Source organism: Citrobacter sp. B72 (assembly GCF_016894305.1).
Lineage (GTDB): Bacteria > Pseudomonadota > Gammaproteobacteria > Enterobacterales > Enterobacteriaceae > Citrobacter > Citrobacter portucalensis.
The window spans coordinates 4,614,734-4,633,090 of sequence record NZ_CP069801.1; the positions used below are offsets into that span (position 1 = coordinate 4,614,734).

The window sequence follows — 18,357 nt, forward strand, 5'->3', positions numbered from 1 at the left end:
TACAGGTTCCTCAACAGGCCGGTGGGCCGTTAGTATCATCAATATCAGTATTCGCAAAACCAGATCAGTAATTCTTTAAACCGGTGTATTTCTGCCGTTATGCTACATAAGTTTGCTGTCGTGCCGTTAGGGCCCAGGCTATTCTGGCCAGCTTGTTTGCCAGAGCACAAGTGACGACAAAGTTGCTTTTCCGGCACAGTAAATCCCTGACCCAATCGGCCAATTTGCCAGACTGGTGTTCCAGTTTTTGTATGAATACCCTGGCACATTGAACCAACAAAGTTCGGATCTTTTTATTACCTCGCTTACTAATTCCCAGCAATGTCGTCCTACCTCCCGTGCTGTACTGCCGAGGTACAAGCCCTGTTGCCGCCGCAAAGTCACGGCTGCTGGCGTACTGCTTCCCGTCGCCAATCTCAGTTGAAATAGTACTCGCTGTCAGTGTTCCGACGCAGGGAATGCTCAGCAAGCGCTGTCCAACCTCATCTTCGTCCAACTTTCGTTTCAACTGGGATTCCAAATCTTTAATCTGCTCAACAAGATAGTGATAATGCTGTTGTAATTTCAGCAATAACTGGCTGAGGTAAAGAGGCAAACTATTATCCTCAAGAATGGTACTCAGTCGGCTAATAACGGCAGCTCCTCGGGGAACGCTAATGCCAAATTCCAGCAGAAAAGCATGCATTTGATTGGTTGTTTTTACCTTATCCTGAACCAGGGATTCACGGACACGATGCAGAGCCCGCATTGCCTGCTGAGATTCCGTTCTGGGCTGCACAAAACGCATAGACGGACGCGATGCAGCTTCACAAATAGCTTCGGCGTCGACAAAGTCGTTTTTATTGCTTTTAACGAACGGGCGGACAAATTGTGGTGATATCAGCTTTGGGGAATGCCCCAACTCTTCCAACTTGCGTGCCATAAAGTGAGAACCGCCACAGGCTTCCATTGCGATGGTTGTAGCGGGGCATGTCGCCAAAAATTCGATCAACTTTGGCCGGGTAAATTTTTTACGGTAAACAGCCTTCCCGCGACGATCCTGGCAATGAATATGGAAAGAGTTTTTACCCAGATCGATACCAATGAGCGCAATGTTTTCCATGATAGTTCTCCGAATGAAAGCCTGTCCTCAGCATAGTACCGGGAAGGAGGGAGTGACCATCTCATTAAATGTAACCCGCCAGTTCAACCTGCTGCCCAGGGCTCAGGTTCAGGCTTATCTCCTGACGGCTACCGCTGGAAAAGACGATCCCCGCCGCAAACACCAGCACCCCGGCATGCGCCAGCAGTGCCGGAAGCTGGATGCGGAAAGACACGTTGCGGCTTCTGACCGTTGCCAGCACGATAACCAGCAGCATCAGCAGGCCAAAGGGCAGCGTAGCGCGGTTAAAGTACGGTGCGCCTACGGAGAGCCGTCCCCAGCCGAACAGCCCGTAAATCATCGGGTAGAGCGTGCCAATCAACACAATCAGCAGCACCGCATTAAAGAGCAGCAGCGCAACCAGAATCAGCATCTCGCGTGACCAACCGCCAAAACGCGCATTCTGCCGGACTTGCTGGCCCCGCCAGGCGTACAGCCCGAGCGACGCCAGACTCAACACGGTAAACAGCGCAAACAGCGGCGCGGCGCGGACGTTATCCAACGCGAAAGCATGCACCGAAACGAGAATGCCGGAACGTACAATCAGCGTCCCAAGCAGCGATAAAATCAGCGTGACGATCGCCAGTAGCAGGGACCAGTGGCGGAAGATTCCGCGCTGGCGCGTGATATACAGGCTATGCAGCAGCGCGCTGGCGGAAAGCCAGGGCAATAAGGAGGCATTTTCAACCGGGTCCCAGAACCACCAGCCGCCCCAGCCCAGCTCGCAATAGGCCCACCAGGAGCCGAGGATAATCCCCAGCGTCAGCGCGCACCAGCCGGGCAGCGCCCAGCGCCAGCACACCCAGGCGCTCTGCGCATTAAAGTCACCACGTAGCAGCGAGGCCAGCGCCACGCCTGCCGCCACCATCAAACCACCGTAACCCAGATACAGCAGAGGTGGATGGAGGATTAACCCGAGATGTTGCAGCATCGGGTTAAGGTCGCGCCCTTCAATGGCTGGCGGGAAGATGCGCACGAACGGATCGGACCATACCACCACAAACAGCAGCAGCAGGGCCGTTATCATTGAAAGGACGCTGAGCGTCAGCGGAAACAGCGCGTCGGTATCACGCCGATAGCGTAAAGCGAACAGCGCGCTCCAGCCGGAAAGAAACAGCACCCACAGCAGCAGCGATCCTTCATGACCGCCCCACACCGCCGCCAGTTTTAATCCCCACGGCAGCAGGCTGTAGCTGTGCTGAGCAACGTAGACCACCGAAAAGTCGCTGGTCAAAAAGCAGAATACCAGAATGGCAAAAGCCAGCAGTAGCAGGGTAAATTGCGCCCACACGCCCACCGTTGCAAGCCGCATCACCCCTTGCCAGCGCTGGCGGACACCCACCAGCACGGCAAGCGGGGTCAACACGTTGACCCCAAGGCTTAATAACAGCGCCAGAAAACCGGCTTCAGGAAGGAGAACGTCCAGATATCACCTTACGCAACGGTTAGCTGACCCGCATAGAGTATAAAAAATCGCAGCAGCAGTACGCCGGTCAGGCTGGCGCCGCAGACTGCCAGCACGCCATGAAATGTCGAACTGCGGTTGGCCCAGGGTTTTAGCAGCATCGGCAGTATCAGCCCAAGCCCAGCCACGCCAAACCAGAACCACCAGGTCCAGAATCCACCGCCCAGTGCCGCCGCCAGCGCGCGCATTTTGCCGTCATCGCCCAGCGCCAGACCAACAAAGAACGCCGCCAGCAGGAAGATCTCCAGCCATACCACCGGGACTTCCATACGATGCACAAAGTGCGCTTCGGTGTTGTGCGGGTTGCTACGATGGCGTAACGCCATGGCGATCAGCGCCACCGCGGCGCCGGAGGAGATCCCAGAGAACAGGAACAGCACCGGCAGGATCGGGTTATTCAGGAACGGGTAAGATTTCAGCGCCGACAGCAGAAAGCCGGTGTACGCCCCGAGCAGGACCGCCAGCACCAGCATTAACGTCTCAAGCGCACGATGGAAAGGCCCGATCAGCGTCAATACTTTCTGCACGATCCCTAACCGCGGCAGCCAACGCTGTTGCAGGGCAATCACTTCTTTTTCAAAGATTTTTGCCAGCCACAGCACTAACACCACCATGTACAACTGGAACAGCATGACCCCCATCGACATCACCGAAGTGAAGCTGTAGTGGAACATCAGTTTCCAGAAAGTCCATGGCCGCGTCAGGTGGAACACCAGAATCAACAGACCGAGGATAATCGCCCCCGGCCCTAACACCAGCGTAGTGCGCAGCAGCGTGCTGTCCGAACCGCCCGCCTCCGGATGGAAGCGACGCAGCAGAATCGCCAGCGTGACCAGTCCGGCAGAGATACCTATCAGGAACAGATAGATGGCAATGGGCCAGTCCCACACCAGTGATTCAAAATGAAATGCAGAAGCGGATGTCATTGGCTCACCTCCCCAAATTTAAAGGGAACGCGGTAGACCTTCGGTTTTGTACCCAACGCCAGCTTGTAACGGTAGGTCGTTTTCTGCTGCAACAAACGGGAGATATCGCTGTTGGGATCGTCCAGATTACCAAACGTCAGCGCCTTCGTCGGACATGACTCAACGCAGGCGGGCTGTTTGCCCGCTTTCAGGTTGGTTTTCCGACAGAAATCGCATTTATCCGCCGTTTTGCTCACCGGATGGATAAAGCGCACGCGATAAGGACACGCGGCAATGCAGTACTGGCAGCCAACGCAAAGGTCCGGGTTCACATCCACAATGCCGCTGGCGGCATCGCGATACGATGCCCCCGTCGGGCAGACGTCAACGCAGGGAGCGTGGTCGCAGTGCTGGCACGAATGACGGAAGAAGCGATACTTCACATCAGGAAACGTTCCTTGCGGCTCACTGCGAATAATCGTCAGACGCGATACGCCTTCCGGCACGTTGTTGACTTCGCGACAAGCATCCATACAGGCCGTACAGCCGATGCATAATGACTCATCATGTACCATACCGTAACGCACGCCGTTGATGTTCAGCGTCTTCGCCACAACGCGCCCCGCCGTCCCGCTCACTGCCACCAGCGCGCCGACGCCGGTGATAAACTGGCGACGAGAGCAACTCATGGATGCTCCTTAAGCAACGGAATCGACGCCGGGTTAAAGTTCGGATTGTTACGCTGATCGCTGTGGCAATCGACGCAAATCTTGATCCGTCCTTTATCGCTCAGCGTTTGCATCGTGTCTTGCTTCGGATGCAGTGAGTGACAGCTGGCACACGCCACTTTGGTTACGTGGACATCGTGCGGCCAGAACGCTTTTTGCAGCTGCTCAGGCAGGTGACAGGACATACAGACGCTGTTCTGCTGCTCCACGTTGTACATCGGCTCATTAAAGCGCATCACATCTTTCACCCCTTCACGGTGGTTCGGTGATGGCTGGCCGTGACAGTTAGTGCAGGTGACCGGCAGTTTGTTATTCGGGTTGATGACTTCCGCATGCTTACCATGCATGCCTTCGGTATCCGGCTTGTGACAGTCCAGACAGGCAGCATCCGGATTACGCTGTTGGGTAACCGTCCAGCGTTGATCCGACTCCTGCGGCGTTGGCGTGGCAGTGATTCCACTCAGGCTCCATAACAAGCCTGACGCCAGCACCCCAGCAGTTAATAACGAACGTAATACGCTCATATTCACTCCGTTGAGTTATCCGCCCCTTGCGGGGCGAAATGGGGTTATTGGCTTAACAGACCGTTTTTACGCGCCTGATCTTCCCACTGCGGAATCACCGTTTTGATGAAGTCCTGCTTCTCAGCATTGATTTGCTGCATGTTCAGACCAATCGCCGCCTGGGCTTTCTCTTTGGTCGAGATATCCGGCAACGGAATTTCATGCGTGATGCCTTTGGTCGCCAGCAGACGGACCAGTTTGGTACGCGCGTCGGCGGCTTTATCCATTGCGCTACCCAGCATCCGCAGACCTTCTTCCGGGGCGTGCATATGAATACCGTGTGAGGCGATAGACAGGTCCCAGCGCCATTGTGCGTGACGGATATCTTCCAGAATCGGCTTCATTTCCGCTTCAGTCGCGCCCGCATCCCATGCGGCTTTCGCTTCGAAGTGCGCACGAACCAGCTGATCTTCAACTTTGATTTTCAGGTCATGAATGGCCTGTTTACGCTCGGCGACCACTTTTTGCAGGGACGCTTTGTCCTGGGTGTGGCAGTTCGCGCAGGTCTGAGGGAAGTTATCGAACGGGTTACCAATCTTATGGTCGGTGTAGATCTTGCCTTCCGCGTTTTGCACTTTCGGCATGTGGCAGTCGATACAGGTCACGTTGTTCTTGCCGTGAATGCCCGCGCTCCAGGTTTCATACTCCGGGTGCTGCGCTTTCAGCATCGGCGTTTTAGACAGAGAGTTGGTCCAGTCAGAGAAAGCAATGTTGTCGTAGTATTTCTCCATGTTCTCGACTTTCATGCCGTCGTCCCACGGGAACTTAACGGCTTTGTTTTTACCGTCGAAGTAGTATTCCACGTGGCACTGGCCGCAGACCATGGATTGCTGGTCAAAGCGACCGGCTTTCTCAAACGGTTTACCGATGGCTTCCATCGCGCGTTCTGCATAAGGACGCGACAGGGTCAGTTCTGGCTTGCCTTTGGCGAAGTCTGGTGACGCGGTATTATGGCAATCCGCACAACCGAGGTTGTTAACAATTTCCGGACCGCCGCGCGCCCATTTACCGTGGAAGTAGCCATCTTCACCGTCTTTCTGGATAAGACGCGCTACGTCCGGGCTTTTACAGCTCCAGCAGGCCATCGGCAACGGACCATCTTCTGCCGTTTTTGGTGCGCCGGTACGTAAGGTTTCACGGACATCGGTCACGGCATACGCGTGTCCCCGCGGTTTGTTGTAATCGCGCGAGAATGGGTATCCCGCCCACAGGATCACCAGACGCGGATCTTCTGCCAGTGCATCTTCACGGGCTGATTGCTCAGACGTGGCTTTCCAGGAGAGATATTGATCGGGATGCTGAGGTGCGAAGGTTTCATTCTTCGCTTCAACGGTGACGGTTTTTGCAGGTACAGAAGTTTGTTCAGCGTGAACAGCAGAAATAAATAATAAAGGTAATAACAGGCTGAAGAAACGGCGTACGCGTGATTTTATCCTTGCCATAGGGGTCTCATCCAGATGACGCCATTATCTGCAATGGCGGTTCTTTTATTGTTTTCCACAACAGCAACCACACGAATACTGTCATGACATTGCTCCACCCTATTTGTAACAAGAAACCACACTGAAAATGTTGTTTTTAATCAATTGTAAGTGTATGTAAAATACCACTTTAGAGTTATAACACCCCTCTAATCTCTCACTCTTTTGTCTAATTCAGAGACAGATCACCTTTTCAACAATCCTTTAGATAACTGCATGTTATCGCGAGATTTAATCAATTTTTGCTAGTTCCCTTCAAAATTCAGTTTGTCGCTAATTTGCACAATTCGTTTATTGCGTGATCTGCCGCGCAAATACTAAACAAAACTCTCAAAGCCCCTACATTTAACGTTTATGAGACATATTATTAACATCCTACAAGGAGAACAAAAGCCATGAGCCAAATACATAAACACGCTATTCCCGCAAACATTGCGGATCGTTGCCTGATAAATCCGGAGCAGTACGCAGAGAAATACCAGCAATCCGTTAACGAACCCGACACATTTTGGGGCGAGCAGGGAAAGATTCTTGATTGGATCAAGCCGTACAGCCAGGTGAAGAACACCTCCTTCGCACCAGGCAACGTGTCTATTAAATGGTACGAAGACGGCACCCTGAACCTGGCCGCAAACTGCCTTGACCGTCATCTGCAGGCAAACGGCGATCGTACCGCCATTATCTGGGAGGGCGATGACGCTACCCAAAGCAAAAACATTACCTATCGCGAGTTGCATCGCGATGTCTGCCGTTTCGCCAATACGCTACTGGATTTAGGCATTAAAAAAGGTGACGTGGTGGCCATTTATATGCCGATGGTGCCAGAGGCTGCGGTTGCCATGCTGGCCTGTGCCCGCATAGGGGCCGTGCATTCTGTCATCTTCGGTGGTTTCTCACCGGAAGCCGTCGCCGGACGTATCATCGACTCTAATTCACGCCTGGTGATCACCGCCGATGAAGGCGTACGCGCCGGACGCGCTATCCCGTTGAAAAAGAACGTCGATGATGCGCTGAAAAACCCGAACGTGAAAACCGTTGAACATGTGGTCGTCCTCAAACGTACCGGTGGTAAAACGGAGTGGCAGGAAGGCCGTGACCTGTGGTGGTCCGATCTTATCGAGAAAGCCAGCTCAGAACACCAACCGGAAGAGATGAACGCGGAAGATCCGCTGTTTATCCTGTATACCTCCGGTTCAACCGGCAAGCCGAAAGGCGTGCTGCACACTACCGGCGGGTATCTGGTCTACGCTGCAACCACCTTTAAGTACGTGTTTGATTACCATCAAGGCGATATCTATTGGTGCACCGCTGACGTGGGTTGGGTAACCGGACACAGCTACCTGCTGTACGGTCCGCTGGCCTGCGGCGCAACCACGCTGATGTTCGAAGGCGTACCAAACTGGCCAACGCCTGCGCGTATGTCACAGGTTGTGGACAAGCACCAGGTCAATATTCTGTATACCGCACCGACCGCCATTCGCGCACTGATGGCAGAAGGCGACAAAGCGATTGAAGGTACTGACCGTTCGTCGCTGCGTATCCTGGGTTCCGTTGGCGAGCCGATCAACCCGGAAGCGTGGGAGTGGTACTGGAAGAAGATCGGCAACGAAAAATGTCCGGTCGTCGATACCTGGTGGCAGACCGAAACCGGGGGATTCATGATCACCCCACTGCCGGGCGCTACCGAGCTGAAAGCCGGTTCTGCAACCCGTCCATTCTTTGGCGTACAGCCTGCGATTGTCGATAACGAAGGTAATCCACTGGAAGGCGCGACGGAAGGTAACCTGGTGATTACCGACTCGTGGCCAGGCCAGGCGAGAACGCTGTTTGGCGATCACGAACGCTTTGAGCAAACCTACTTCTCTACCTTCAAGAATATGTACTTCAGCGGCGACGGCGCGCGCCGTGACGAAGATGGCTATTACTGGATTACCGGACGTGTGGACGATGTGCTGAACGTCTCTGGCCACCGTCTGGGAACGGCTGAAATCGAATCGGCGCTGGTGTCGCATCCGAAGATTGCCGAAGCCGCGGTGGTGGGAATTCCGCATAATATTAAAGGCCAGGCGATCTACGCCTACGTCACGCTGAATCACGGTGAAGAGCCGTCACCTGAGTTGTACGCCGAGGTTCGCAACTGGGTGCGTAAAGAAATTGGTCCGTTGGCAACGCCAGACGTGCTGCACTGGACCGACTCACTGCCGAAAACCCGCTCCGGCAAAATCATGCGCCGCATCCTGCGCAAAATCGCGGCGGGCGATACCAGCAATCTGGGCGATACCTCGACCCTCGCCGATCCTGGCGTCGTGGAGAAACTGCTCGAAGAGAAGCAGGCCATCGCGATGCCATCATAACAAAGTCCTGAAAATGCCGGATGGCGACGCGAAAGCGTCTTATCCGGCCTACAAATCTGACCCTACCCTCTCTTCACCGGGAGGGAAATATAAAAAACCTCCCCCAAAGGATTTCGTGTTACAGGAAGGCGGCAAGCGAGCACATCCCCAAGAGCATAGTTCACTATGTGACTGGGGTGGGCGAGTGCGGCCAACGAACCTGTAGCACGAAAGACGCAGGGGGACCTCTGGAGAGCTCTGTGATGAATGACCAAATTTATCAGCGGATAGAAGACAGTGCGCGTTTCAGGGAGTTAGTAGAAAAACGGCAACGGTTTGCCACCATTCTGTCCATCATCATGCTGGCAGTTTATATCAGCTTTATATTATTGATTGCCTTTGCGCCGGGCTGGCTGGGTACTCCGCTACACGCGGGAACCAGCGTCACCCGCGGTATTCCGATTGGGGTCGGTGTGATCCTTATCTCCTTCATCCTGACCGGGATCTACATCTGGCGGGCAAACGGTGAATTCGATCGCCTGAACAATGCGGTTTTGCACGAGGTTAAAGCATCATGAAGAGAGTCCTGACGGCGCTTGCCGCCACGCTGCCCTTCGCCGCAAACGCGGCGGATGCTATTAGCGGTGCAGTCCAACGCCAGCCAACCAACTGGCAGGCGATTATTATGTTCCTGATTTTCGTCATCTTTACGCTCGGCATTACCTACTGGGCGTCAAAGCGCGTACGTTCGCGCAATGACTATTACACCGCTGGCGGTAACATCACCGGTTTCCAGAACGGGCTGGCGATTGCGGGCGACTATATGTCGGCGGCATCGTTCCTCGGGATTTCCGCGCTGGTCTTTACCTCCGGTTATGACGGGCTGATCTATTCACTCGGCTTCCTGGTCGGCTGGCCAATTATCCTGTTCCTGATTGCTGAGCGTTTGCGTAACCTGGGTCGTTACACCTTTGCAGACGTTGCGTCTTATCGTCTGAAGCAAGGGCCAATCCGTATTCTGTCCGCCTGTGGTTCCCTGGTGGTGGTTGCGCTGTATCTGATCGCGCAGATGGTTGGTGCAGGTAAGCTGATTGAGCTGCTGTTTGGTCTGAACTATCACATCGCTGTCGTACTGGTTGGCGTGCTGATGATGATGTACGTTTTGTTTGGCGGCATGTTGGCGACCACCTGGGTACAGATCATCAAAGCCGTACTGTTGCTGTTCGGTGCCAGCTTTATGGCCTTTATGGTGATGAAGCACGTCGGCTTTAGCTTCAATAATCTGTTCACCGAAGCGATGGCGGTACACCCGAAAGGTTCAGCCATTATGAGCCCGGGCGGGTTGGTAAAAGACCCAATCTCCGCACTGTCGTTAGGTCTCGGCCTGATGTTTGGTACGGCGGGCTTGCCGCACATCCTGATGCGCTTCTTCACGGTTAGCGATGCCCGTGAAGCACGTAAGAGCGTGTTCTACGCCACCGGTTTTATGGGTTATTTCTATATCCTGACCTTTATCATCGGCTTTGGCGCAATCATGCTGGTAGGTGCAAATCCGGCGTACAAAGATGCTGCGGGCGCGCTGATTGGCGGTAATAACATGGCGGCGGTTCACCTGGCGAATGCGGTGGGCGGTAACCTGTTCCTCGGCTTCATCTCAGCCGTGGCGTTTGCCACCATTCTGGCGGTGGTTGCCGGTCTGACGCTGGCGGGCGCATCGGCAGTGTCTCACGACCTGTACGCCAACGTGTTCCGCAAAGGCGCCACCGAACGTGAAGAGCTGCGGGTTTCGAAAATCACCGTGCTGGTGCTGGGCGTGATTGCCATCGTGCTCGGCGTGCTGTTCGAAAACCAGAACATCGCCTTCATGGTCGGCCTGGCGTTCGCCATCGCGGCGAGCTGTAACTTCCCCATCATTCTGCTCTCTATGTACTGGTCGAAACTGACCACGCGTGGCGCAATGTTGGGTGGCTGGTTAGGCCTGCTGACGGCAGTGGTGCTGATGATTCTTGGTCCAACGATTTGGGTCCAGATCCTCGGTCACGAAAAAGCCATTTTCCCGTATGAGTATCCGGCGCTGTTCTCCATCAGCGTAGCATTCCTCGGGATCTGGTTCTTCTCTGCCACCGACAACTCAGAAGAAGGCAACCGCGAACGCGAGCAGTTCCGTGCTCAGTTCATCCGTTCCCAGACCGGGTACGGCGTAGAACAAGGTCGCGCGCACTAACTTCCCTTCTCCTCCGGCTTTCGGGCCGGAGGATTACATCCTTTCTCAGAACATCAGCCTCGCCACCAGCGGTGCCACCAGCACCATTACCACGCCGGAAAGCATCATCACCAGGCTGGCAACGACCCCTTCCTGCTGACCGAGTTCATAAGAGCGTGCCGTGCCTGCGCCGTGCGATGCTGCGCCAAATCCTGCGCCTTTCGCCATCCCTTCACGAATGGAAAGCCGTAAAAACAGCACATCGCCGACCGCCATACCAAATACGCCGGTCACCACCACGAACAATGCCACCAGGTCCGGCTGCCCGCCCAACGGTTCTGCCGCCGCCAGCGCAAACGGTGTGGTGACGGAGCGCACCGCCAGACTGCGTTGGATCTCATCAGGCAACATAAACAGGCGCGCCAGCCATACGGAACTGGTGACGGCCACCAGCGTTGCCGTTACCACGCCCGCCGTCAGCGACATCCAGTGACGCTTAATCACGGCAAGGTTGTCATACACCGGAACGGCAAAGGCGATGGTCGCCGGGCCTAACAGCCACAACAACCAGTGCGATTCACCAATATAGTTTTGCCATGAGATATGGCCGAAAACCAACATCAGCACCAGCAGGGCCGGGGTGAGAACTAATGGCATCAGGGGTAATTTACGAAAACGGCGATACAGGCGCTTATTGGCAAAGTAGATACCCAGCGTAATCACCAGACACAACACGCTTAACTGGAAATTACTCACGGTTTAGCCTGCGCATTTCATAGCGATACACTTTATCCACCACCCACGCCGTTGCGCCGAGCACCATCAGCGTACTGATCGCAATCACGGCAAATATACGCCAGCCATCAACCAGCAACAGCTGCGTGTAGTTCACAACGGCGACCACCGCCGGGACAAAAAACAGCAGCATTTCAGCCAGTAACCAGCGAGCACCTGCGCGAATCCAGTTCAGCGGGATAACCCGACAGACAATTAACGCCAGCATCAGCACCATCCCGACCAGGTTGGCGGGAAGCGGCAGATGCAGCCAGGAGACAAGATATTGAGCAAATACAAAAAGACCTGCGTACAACAGAACCTGAACAGGAATCTGGAGTCGATGAATAACGGCAGGCGTCACGCGGCTTATCGCCACAGCCATGAGGGTATGTCCTTAAAAAATAGAGAGCGCCAGTATAGAGAGCCCCCTTCCAGGACTGAAATGAATTAAACTCATTGCAGGCATAGTCTTAAGGAATAATCATGGATATCAGAACGCTGCGATATTTTGTTGAAGTGGTTCGTCAGCAGAGCTTTACCCGCGCAGCGGAGAAGCTTTTTGTCACCCAGCCCACCATCAGCAAGATGTTGAAGAACCTTGAAGACGAGCTTAACTGCACGCTGTTAATCCGCGATGGTCGGCGACTGCTGTTAACCGACACCGGGCAGGTCGTTTTCGAACGCGGCCTGGCGATCCTTGCCGAGTTTCGCCAGCTTGAAGCGGAACTCAGTGACATAAATCACCTCAACAAGGGCGTGCTGCGCCTCGGTATCCCGCCCATGGTGGGGATGTTAATGGCTGGGCCGATCGGCCTGTTTCGCCAGCGCTATCCCGGCGTTGAGCTGAAGGTCTCTGAATTTGGCGGCTTAACCGTTCAGCAGGCGGTAATGAACGGTGACCTGGATGTCGCGATGACTGCGCTGCCAGTTGAAGAAGAGAGCGGTCTGGCAACCTTACCGCTTTTTAGCCATCCACTCTGTGTGTTGGTTCCTCGCTCCGGTCAGTGGACAACGTGCGAATCCATTTCCCCCGAGGCGCTGGCGGAACATCCGCTGCTTATCTACAACGAAGATTTCGCGTTGAGCCGCCAATTGCTTGAGCTGTTTAGCCAACACAACGTCAAACCCCGCATCGCGGTGCGCAGCGGGCAGTGGGATTTTCTGGCGGCAATGGTACAAGCCGGGGTCGGGATTGCCATTTTACCGGAGCCGATTTGCCAGCGGCTGGATAAGCAAACGTTGCGCTGGATCCCTCTGGAGAGTGACTTACGCTGGCAGTTGGGCATGATTTGGCGCGAAGGCGTGTATCTGTCGCACAGCGCCCAGGCGTGGCTCAAATGCTGTGAAGGGTTTTGGCTACCGCAAGCGTCGTAAAATGCCGGATGCGGCTAACGCCTTATCCGGCCTACATCGGTATGCCGGTGTTGTAGGCCTGATAAGCGTAGCGCATCAGGCACGTTCACCCGCATTAAAATCCATGATTTCACCTGCCCAATCTTGCGGGTACAAACCGTGCCTCACATCACGATGAAATGTTGAAAAAGGCCAAGCCTGTACCTGCTTTACCCAACCGTGCTTCACTGGGTTAATGTAAATATAATCAACATGCTGGCGATAATCATGTTCATCACGGATGGTGTGCTCCCAAAAGCGAGATTGCCAGATATGTCGGGAAGACAATGAGTGGGTGAAATGCTTCTTAATTTCCCGCCAGCGAGAGGAATAATCCGCATCATTGCCAGGTAACGTCCATATACAATGCATATGCTCGGGTAAAACGACCCACGCATTGATGCGAAAAGGCCTAACCTTTTTGACCGCAGCGATTGCACACCGAAGCGCGTGAATGTTGGCAGTCAGAAGATGGCTTCGACGGTCCTGCAGATTTACCGTAAAAAACCAGGTTCCCCCATTGATGTAATTTCGTCGATAGTTGGACATGTTTCCCCCTTTTCTCAACCGTATGGAGAAAAGAGGGAATCGACAAGACAAGCAGATCAGTTCAGGAAAGCGGCTCGCAAATTACATGATGGATAATTTTTTGTAGGCCTGATAAGCGCAGCGCCATCAGGCACATCTTTCGCCGGATGCGGCGCGAACGCCTTATCCGGCCTACATCGTGCTACCGTTTATTGGTTCTCAATCAACAGCGCTTCCAGCAAATCCAGGTCGTGCAGTAGTTTTTGCAGCGTTTCATTGCTGATTTCACGCGTGGCGCGCAGGTGATAAAGCTCCGCGCGTTCTGAACGCAGCGCTGCCAGGCGGAAACGTCGCTCGAGGTTTTCTTCCTGCATCGAGCTTTCCACATCGTTGCGCCCGTCGGCGCGTCGGCGCAGGTTACCAATCACGCGTGAACTCACCTCGGTGAGCAACTGGTTATCGATGTTCTCTTCGGTGTCTGCGGCCAGTCGCTCCTCCATTTTCTGGATCGCGACAATCGCCACTTCTGCCGTGGCGGCGCGGGCAATACGTTCCTCTTTCTGCTGCTGCGAGTGGTCTGCCACTTCCAGATGTTGTAGCAGAATCGGCAGCATCACCACGCCGACAAACAGCGAAAACAGGATCACGCCTGCGGCAAGGAAGATCAGCTCATATCGCGCCGGGAAGCCGCTACCATCCGGTAACAACAGTGGAATGGAGAGCACACCGGCGAGGGTAATTGCCCCGCGTACACCGGCAAAAGAGGCGATCATGATTTCACGCGTCGTCCAGGATCCAAACTCCATCGGTTTTTTCTTCAGGAAGCGCAGACTGAACTTTTTCATGGTCCACAGCCAGCCAAAACGTACCAGCATTAGCGCCACGTAAATCAGCACGACATCGGTAAACAGCATCCAGATTTCAACATTCGGATCGGCCTCGGCCGCCGCCAAAGAAGACTCCAGAATTCCCGGTAACTGTAGCCCTAACAGCAAGAAGACCATGCCGTTAAACACAAACTCCAGCATCGCCCAGGTACTGTTAGCACGTAAACGCATCGCCAGCGGCGCGCGGCGCATCACCCCGGAACGGGTGATCGTCATCCCGGCAGCGACCGCCGCGAGGATACCGGAAACGCCGATATGTTCCGCAATCAGGTAAGACGCAAACGGCAGCAGGAACAGCAGGACGATTTGCGTTGCCGGCTCGTCACCGCCCCAGCGGCTGAGGAAGCGCAGGGAGCGGCCGTACAGCCAACTGACGACAAAACCAGCCAGGATGCCGCCAATCGCCACTTTGAAGAACTCAAGCGTTGCGCCACCAACGGTAAACACCATCGTCCCCATCGCCACGGCGACGGCAAACTTCAGAGAGACCAGACCGGAGGCGTCGTTCATCAACGCTTCGCCCTGCAGGATACCCATGATTTTCTTCGGTATACGTCCCTCTCCCACAATGCCGGAAAGTGCGACGGCATCGGTTGGCGATAGCACAGCAGCCAGAGCAAAGGCTGGGATGAGAGGGATCCCCGGCACCAGCCAGTAAATCATAAATCCAATGCCGACCACCGTGACCAGCACCAGCGCCAACGCCAGGCCGAAAATCTCTCGCCCGTGCTCGAGAAACTCACGCGTTGGCGTCTTCCAGCCATCGGCAAAGAGCAGCGGCGGGATGAACAGAACCAGGAACAGCTCAGGATCGAATTCCACATGCAAACCAAACGTCGGCCACGCCAGCAAGGCGCCGATGGCGATCTGCATAAGGGGTAAAGGAAGTTGGAAGGGCAATACGCGAGTAAATACCCCCGACAGCGAGACCACAAGGGTCATGATAAGTATGGTGAAAAAGATTTCCATGCGTTCCCTGTTTGCGATGTTTCTTATGATTGCTAATGAGAGGCGTCGTGCCTCAATTCTATCTAATTGAGAGTAACGCAAAAGACAACGAGTGTGTTCTGAAAATGAAAACGGGCGGCCAAAGCCACCCGTTTTTAGGATCTTCAGGAAATCAGAATCAGATAGCCCAACCGCCGGCGTAGAAGGCCACCAGCGCGATGGCGATCACCACGGTGCCGATGTTCAGTTTGCGCCATTCACCAGAAACGATGCGGCCAATTACCAGGGTAGCAAAGCCAATCATGATGCCGGTAACGATGTTACAGGTCAGCACGATAAATACGGCCGTAACCAGTCCTGCCATTGCGTCGACAAAGTCAGCGAAATCGATTTTCGCAACATTGCTCAGCATCAACAGACCCACATACATCAGCGCAGGTGCCGTTGCGTACACAGGTACAAGATAAGAGAGCGGAGAGAGGAACAGAATCAGAAGGAACAACACGCCAACGGTGATCGCTGTCAGGCCAGTTTTACCGCCTGCCGCCGTACCCGCTGCGGATTCAATGTAAACCGCCGCCGGAGCTGCACCCACCAGACCAGAGAACACACTGCTCAGGGAGTCAGTGGTCAGCGCCTTGCCACCGTCGATAATCTGTCCGTCTTTATCCAGCAGATTCGCCTGTCCGGCTACCGCGCGGATGGTTCCGGTTGCATCGAAGACAGCGGTCATGACCAGCGCCAACACGCTCGGCAGGACAATCGGGTTCAGTGCCCCCATGATATCCAGGCTGCCGATCAGCGAATTGCCGTTTTCATCACTCAGAGACGGCATGGCAAAAATGCCGGAGAAATGCACGGCCGGGTCGAAAATCAGACCAACCACGGAAATACCGATAATGGTCAGCAGAATGCCACCCGGTACTTTCAGTTTTTCGAGGCCAATAATCACCGCCAGACCAATCAACGACATAATGACCGGGAAGGTATCGAAGTCACCCAGCGCAACCGGCAGGCCGTCCAGCGGGTTCTTAATTACCAGACCGACACCGTTTGCCGCAATCAGCAGCAGGAACAGGCCGATACCAATCCCCGTACCATGCGCAACGCCCTGCGGCAGATTGCGCAGGATCCAGCTACGGATACCGGTCGCGGAAATGATGGTAAACAGGACACCCATCAGGAACACCGCACCCAGCGCAACGGGCACGCTAATATGTTGGCCCAGCACCAGGCTGAATGCGGTAAATGCGGTCAGAGAAATGGCGCAACCAATTGCCAGCGGCAGGTTTGCCCACAGGCCCATCACAATAGAACCGACGCCCGCGACCAGACAGGTCGCCACAAATACAGCAGCAGGTGGGAACCCGGCTTTACCCAGCATCCCCGGAACCACGATAACGGAGTAGACCATGGCCAGGAAGGTCGTTAATCCGGCAACGACTTCCTGACGAACGGTACTGCCGCGGAGCGAAATTTTAAACCAGGCGTCGAGTGAACCGCCGGTACGCGCTGAAGGCGTAGACATAGAAAACATCCCCTGAGAGTTTATTTTTTCGTCATTATGCGTGCTGGACAATCCACTGCCTGCTAAACGTTTTCTCCATGTGCCAGGTTTGCGTCAATAGGGGTGTCGCAAAAAAGCAAACGTTTAGCTCCGCGCATAAAAAACGGGTGGTAAAAAAAAGCAAACGATTATCCAGCGATCATACGCTGGTTTTCAACTGAACTTTGCCGCTTTTTACTCATTTCTTCTTATAACGCGCAAGAAATAACCAGTCGATGCGCAAACGTTATCGTCAATGCGCAATTTGGCAACAAATTTCGCGGAGTTATTACAACATCGGCGTGTTTATTTCACGCAACTCGCGCAAGAAAACAGGTGAAGATGCGTAAAATTTTTTGGCTAAAAAATCACCATTTCACTGGCAAATGGAGGGAGGTGGCTTACACTTACATTATCAACACAGGCCGGAACCTCCCCTAATGTGCTCGACTGAGGGGTGTTGATGTCGGGGGAAACCCTCCCGTGAACCAGCGGGATAGAGTGAAAGACAAAGACCGGAACCAAACTAAAGCGCCCTCTGTGGCGCTTTAGTTTTATATCCTTCATACCCGTCACATATTTTAAACCAATTAATCATCTTCCAGCAGGCGCGCTCCGGTCCCCTGCTCGCCAAGCTGATCGCCAGGGTTACGCAACGGGCAATCGCTACGTGACAAGCATCCGCAACCAATACACCCATCCAGCTCATCGCGTAGCGCCACCAAAGTATGGATGCGTCGGTCCAGTTCTTCACGCCATTGCGAAGAGAGCTGCTTCCACTCTTTGGCACTAAGCGAATGCCCCTCAGGTAATACCCCTAACGCGTCACCGATCGTGGCCAGCGGGATCCCGATGCGTTGAGCAATCTTGATTATCGCGACGTAACGCAACACATCACGTTTGTATCGGCGCTGATTGCCGCTGTTGCGCATGCTACTGATTAACCCTTTGCTTTCATAGAAATGCAGGGTCGATACCGCCACGCCGCTACGTTTGGCGACTTCACCTGGTGTGAGCAGCGCTTTTATCCGGGGTAATTTCTTTTCCATAAATCGCTTTACCTCAAGTTAACTTGAGGAATTATACTCGCCCACAGACAAAACGACGAATCGAATACTGAGAAAGAGGCAGCCCTATGTCCCATCAGCAGATTATTCAGACCCTTATTGAATGGATTGATGAACATATCGATCAACCGCTGAACATTGAGGCGGTGGCGAAAAAATCAGGTTACTCGAAGTGGTATTTACAAAGAATGTTCCGCACGGTGACGCGCCAGACCTTGGGTGACTACATCCGCCAGCGTCGGCTTTTGCTGGCCGCCGTTGAACTGCGGACAACTGAGCGACCTATTTTTGATATCGCGATGGATCTTGGTTATGTGTCGCAACAAACCTTCTCGCGTGTGTTTCGCCGCGAATTTGATCGTACTCCCAGCGACTACCGCCATCGTCTGTAAG

General features: G+C 54.2%; 16 protein-coding genes and 1 pseudogene. 5 read left to right on the plus strand and 12 right to left on the minus strand.

Translation table 11 applies throughout. The features are described from left to right. Positions 1 to 97: 97 nt before the first annotated feature. The 6 genes and pseudogenes from JQN59_RS22130 to nrfA all read right to left on the minus strand — a co-directional run bounded on the left by JQN59_RS22130 (position 98) and on the right by nrfA (position 6,244). Positions 98 to 1,102 (minus strand): IS110-like element IS4321 family transposase, encoded by a 1,005-nt coding sequence (locus JQN59_RS22130; RefSeq protein WP_000427623.1) that lies wholly within the window; start codon positions 1,100 to 1,102, stop codon positions 98 to 100. Between the two features lie 70 nt (positions 1,103 to 1,172). Next, positions 1,173 to 2,567: pseudogene (locus tag JQN59_RS22135) on the minus strand (heme lyase CcmF/NrfE family subunit); the annotation flags it as partial. Between the two features lie 8 nt (positions 2,568 to 2,575). After that, positions 2,576 to 3,532, minus strand: coding sequence for a cytochrome c nitrite reductase subunit NrfD (gene nrfD / locus JQN59_RS22140; protein WP_149607434.1), 957 nt, complete (start codon positions 3,530 to 3,532; stop codon positions 2,576 to 2,578). Next, on the minus strand, positions 3,529 to 4,200 hold the full coding sequence (gene nrfC, locus JQN59_RS22145) for a cytochrome c nitrite reductase Fe-S protein (RefSeq protein WP_003031761.1): 672 nt from the start codon (positions 4,198 to 4,200) through the stop codon (positions 3,529 to 3,531). The genes nrfD and nrfC overlap by 4 nt, the downstream gene beginning before the upstream one ends. Further along, positions 4,197 to 4,763: a cytochrome c nitrite reductase pentaheme subunit gene (nrfB, locus tag JQN59_RS22150; RefSeq protein ID WP_003826649.1), complete on the minus strand. Its 567-nt coding sequence runs from the start codon at positions 4,761 to 4,763 to the stop codon at positions 4,197 to 4,199. Before nrfB ends, nrfC begins: the two co-directional genes overlap by 4 nt. A 44-nt stretch (positions 4,764 to 4,807) precedes the next feature. After that, positions 4,808 to 6,244 carry an ammonia-forming nitrite reductase cytochrome c552 subunit gene (gene nrfA, locus JQN59_RS22155; protein ID WP_003826647.1) on the minus strand — a complete coding sequence of 479 codons (1,437 nt, stop codon included), beginning with the start codon at positions 6,242 to 6,244 and terminating at the stop codon, positions 4,808 to 4,810. 434 nt (positions 6,245 to 6,678) lie between these two features. Between nrfA and acs the strand changes: the two genes are divergently transcribed. From acs to actP, 3 genes are all read left to right on the plus strand, one after another. Further along, the gene (acs, locus tag JQN59_RS22160; RefSeq protein ID WP_003826645.1) at positions 6,679 to 8,637 is read left to right on the plus strand and encodes an acetate--CoA ligase; all 1,959 of its coding nucleotides are present in this window, start codon (positions 6,679 to 6,681) and stop codon (positions 8,635 to 8,637) included. Positions 8,638 to 8,879: 242 nt separating this feature from the next. Continuing rightward, positions 8,880 to 9,194, plus strand: a complete 315-nt coding sequence (locus JQN59_RS22165; protein ID WP_003031750.1) for a DUF485 domain-containing protein — start codon at positions 8,880 to 8,882, stop codon at positions 9,192 to 9,194. After that, positions 9,191 to 10,840, plus strand: coding sequence for a cation/acetate symporter ActP (gene actP, locus JQN59_RS22170; protein WP_008786931.1), 1,650 nt, complete (start codon positions 9,191 to 9,193; stop codon positions 10,838 to 10,840). The genes JQN59_RS22165 and actP overlap by 4 nt, the downstream gene beginning before the upstream one ends. A gap of 45 nt (positions 10,841 to 10,885) precedes the next feature. On the opposite strand, the gene JQN59_RS22175 is transcribed toward actP, so the two are convergent. Beyond that, on the minus strand, positions 10,886 to 11,575 hold the full coding sequence (locus tag JQN59_RS22175) for an LrgB family protein (RefSeq protein WP_003031745.1): 690 nt from the start codon (positions 11,573 to 11,575) through the stop codon (positions 10,886 to 10,888). Next, on the minus strand, positions 11,568 to 11,978 hold the full coding sequence (locus tag JQN59_RS22180; RefSeq protein ID WP_003826638.1) for a CidA/LrgA family protein: 411 nt from the start codon (positions 11,976 to 11,978) through the stop codon (positions 11,568 to 11,570). Before JQN59_RS22180 ends, JQN59_RS22175 begins: the two co-directional genes overlap by 8 nt. Positions 11,979 to 12,079: 101 nt before the next feature. On the opposite strand from JQN59_RS22180, the gene JQN59_RS22185 reads away from it, so the two are divergent. Then, on the plus strand, positions 12,080 to 12,970 hold the full coding sequence (locus JQN59_RS22185) for a LysR family transcriptional regulator (protein WP_032942105.1): 891 nt from the start codon (positions 12,080 to 12,082) through the stop codon (positions 12,968 to 12,970). 75 nt (positions 12,971 to 13,045) lie between these two features. Here JQN59_RS22185 and JQN59_RS22190 read toward each other — a convergent pair whose 3' ends face one another. The 4 genes from JQN59_RS22190 to soxR form a co-directional block, all read right to left on the minus strand. Then, on the minus strand, positions 13,046 to 13,537 hold the full coding sequence (locus JQN59_RS22190) for an REP-associated tyrosine transposase (protein WP_149607435.1): 492 nt from the start codon (positions 13,535 to 13,537) through the stop codon (positions 13,046 to 13,048). A 188-nt stretch (positions 13,538 to 13,725) separates the two neighbouring features. Continuing rightward, the gene (locus JQN59_RS22195) at positions 13,726 to 15,372 is read right to left on the minus strand and encodes a Na+/H+ antiporter (protein ID WP_003826634.1); all 1,647 of its coding nucleotides are present in this window, start codon (positions 15,370 to 15,372) and stop codon (positions 13,726 to 13,728) included. Between the two features lie 157 nt (positions 15,373 to 15,529). Then, entirely contained in the window at positions 15,530 to 16,879 is a 1,350-nt protein-coding gene (gene ghxP, locus JQN59_RS22200) for a guanine/hypoxanthine transporter GhxP (RefSeq protein ID WP_003826632.1), read from the minus strand. A gap of 608 nt (positions 16,880 to 17,487) precedes the next feature. Then, entirely contained in the window at positions 17,488 to 17,946 is a 459-nt protein-coding gene (gene soxR / locus JQN59_RS22205) for a redox-sensitive transcriptional activator SoxR (protein WP_003826630.1), read from the minus strand. A gap of 86 nt (positions 17,947 to 18,032) precedes the next feature. Here soxR and soxS point away from each other — a divergent pair, with 86 nt between their 5' ends. After that, complete coding sequence (soxS, locus tag JQN59_RS22210) at positions 18,033 to 18,356, plus strand: superoxide response transcriptional regulator SoxS (RefSeq protein WP_003031731.1); 324 nt, start codon at positions 18,033 to 18,035, stop codon at positions 18,354 to 18,356. The last annotated feature ends 1 nt before the right edge of the window (position 18,357 follow it).

What these genes read in the sequence shown, in the direction of transcription:
- JQN59_RS22130 (WP_000427623.1), bottom strand. Translation starts at nt 1,102, where the DNA reads ATGGAAAACATTGCGCTCATTGGTATCGATCTGGGTAAAAACTCTTTC.
- nrfD (WP_149607434.1), bottom strand. Translation starts at nt 3,532, where the DNA reads ATGACATCCGCTTCTGCATTTCATTTTGAATCACTGGTGTGGGACTGG.
- nrfC (WP_003031761.1), bottom strand. Translation starts at nt 4,200, where the DNA reads ATGAGTTGCTCTCGTCGCCAGTTTATCACCGGCGTCGGCGCGCTGGTG.
- nrfB (WP_003826649.1), bottom strand. Translation starts at nt 4,763, where the DNA reads ATGAGCGTATTACGTTCGTTATTAACTGCTGGGGTGCTGGCGTCAGGC.
- nrfA (WP_003826647.1), bottom strand. Translation starts at nt 6,244, where the DNA reads ATGGCAAGGATAAAATCACGCGTACGCCGTTTCTTCAGCCTGTTATTA.
- acs (WP_003826645.1), top strand. Translation starts at nt 6,679, where the DNA reads ATGAGCCAAATACATAAACACGCTATTCCCGCAAACATTGCGGATCGT.
- JQN59_RS22165 (WP_003031750.1), top strand. Translation starts at nt 8,880, where the DNA reads ATGAATGACCAAATTTATCAGCGGATAGAAGACAGTGCGCGTTTCAGG.
- actP (WP_008786931.1), top strand. Translation starts at nt 9,191, where the DNA reads ATGAAGAGAGTCCTGACGGCGCTTGCCGCCACGCTGCCCTTCGCCGCA.
- JQN59_RS22180 (WP_003826638.1), bottom strand. Translation starts at nt 11,978, where the DNA reads ATGGCTGTGGCGATAAGCCGCGTGACGCCTGCCGTTATTCATCGACTC.
- JQN59_RS22185 (WP_032942105.1), top strand. Translation starts at nt 12,080, where the DNA reads ATGGATATCAGAACGCTGCGATATTTTGTTGAAGTGGTTCGTCAGCAG.
- JQN59_RS22190 (WP_149607435.1), bottom strand. Translation starts at nt 13,537, where the DNA reads ATGTCCAACTATCGACGAAATTACATCAATGGGGGAACCTGGTTTTTT.
- JQN59_RS22195 (WP_003826634.1), bottom strand. Translation starts at nt 15,372, where the DNA reads ATGGAAATCTTTTTCACCATACTTATCATGACCCTTGTGGTCTCGCTG.
- ghxP (WP_003826632.1), bottom strand. Translation starts at nt 16,879, where the DNA reads ATGTCTACGCCTTCAGCGCGTACCGGCGGTTCACTCGACGCCTGGTTT.
- soxR (WP_003826630.1), bottom strand. Translation starts at nt 17,946, where the DNA reads ATGGAAAAGAAATTACCCCGGATAAAAGCGCTGCTCACACCAGGTGAA.
- soxS (WP_003031731.1), top strand. Translation starts at nt 18,033, where the DNA reads ATGTCCCATCAGCAGATTATTCAGACCCTTATTGAATGGATTGATGAA.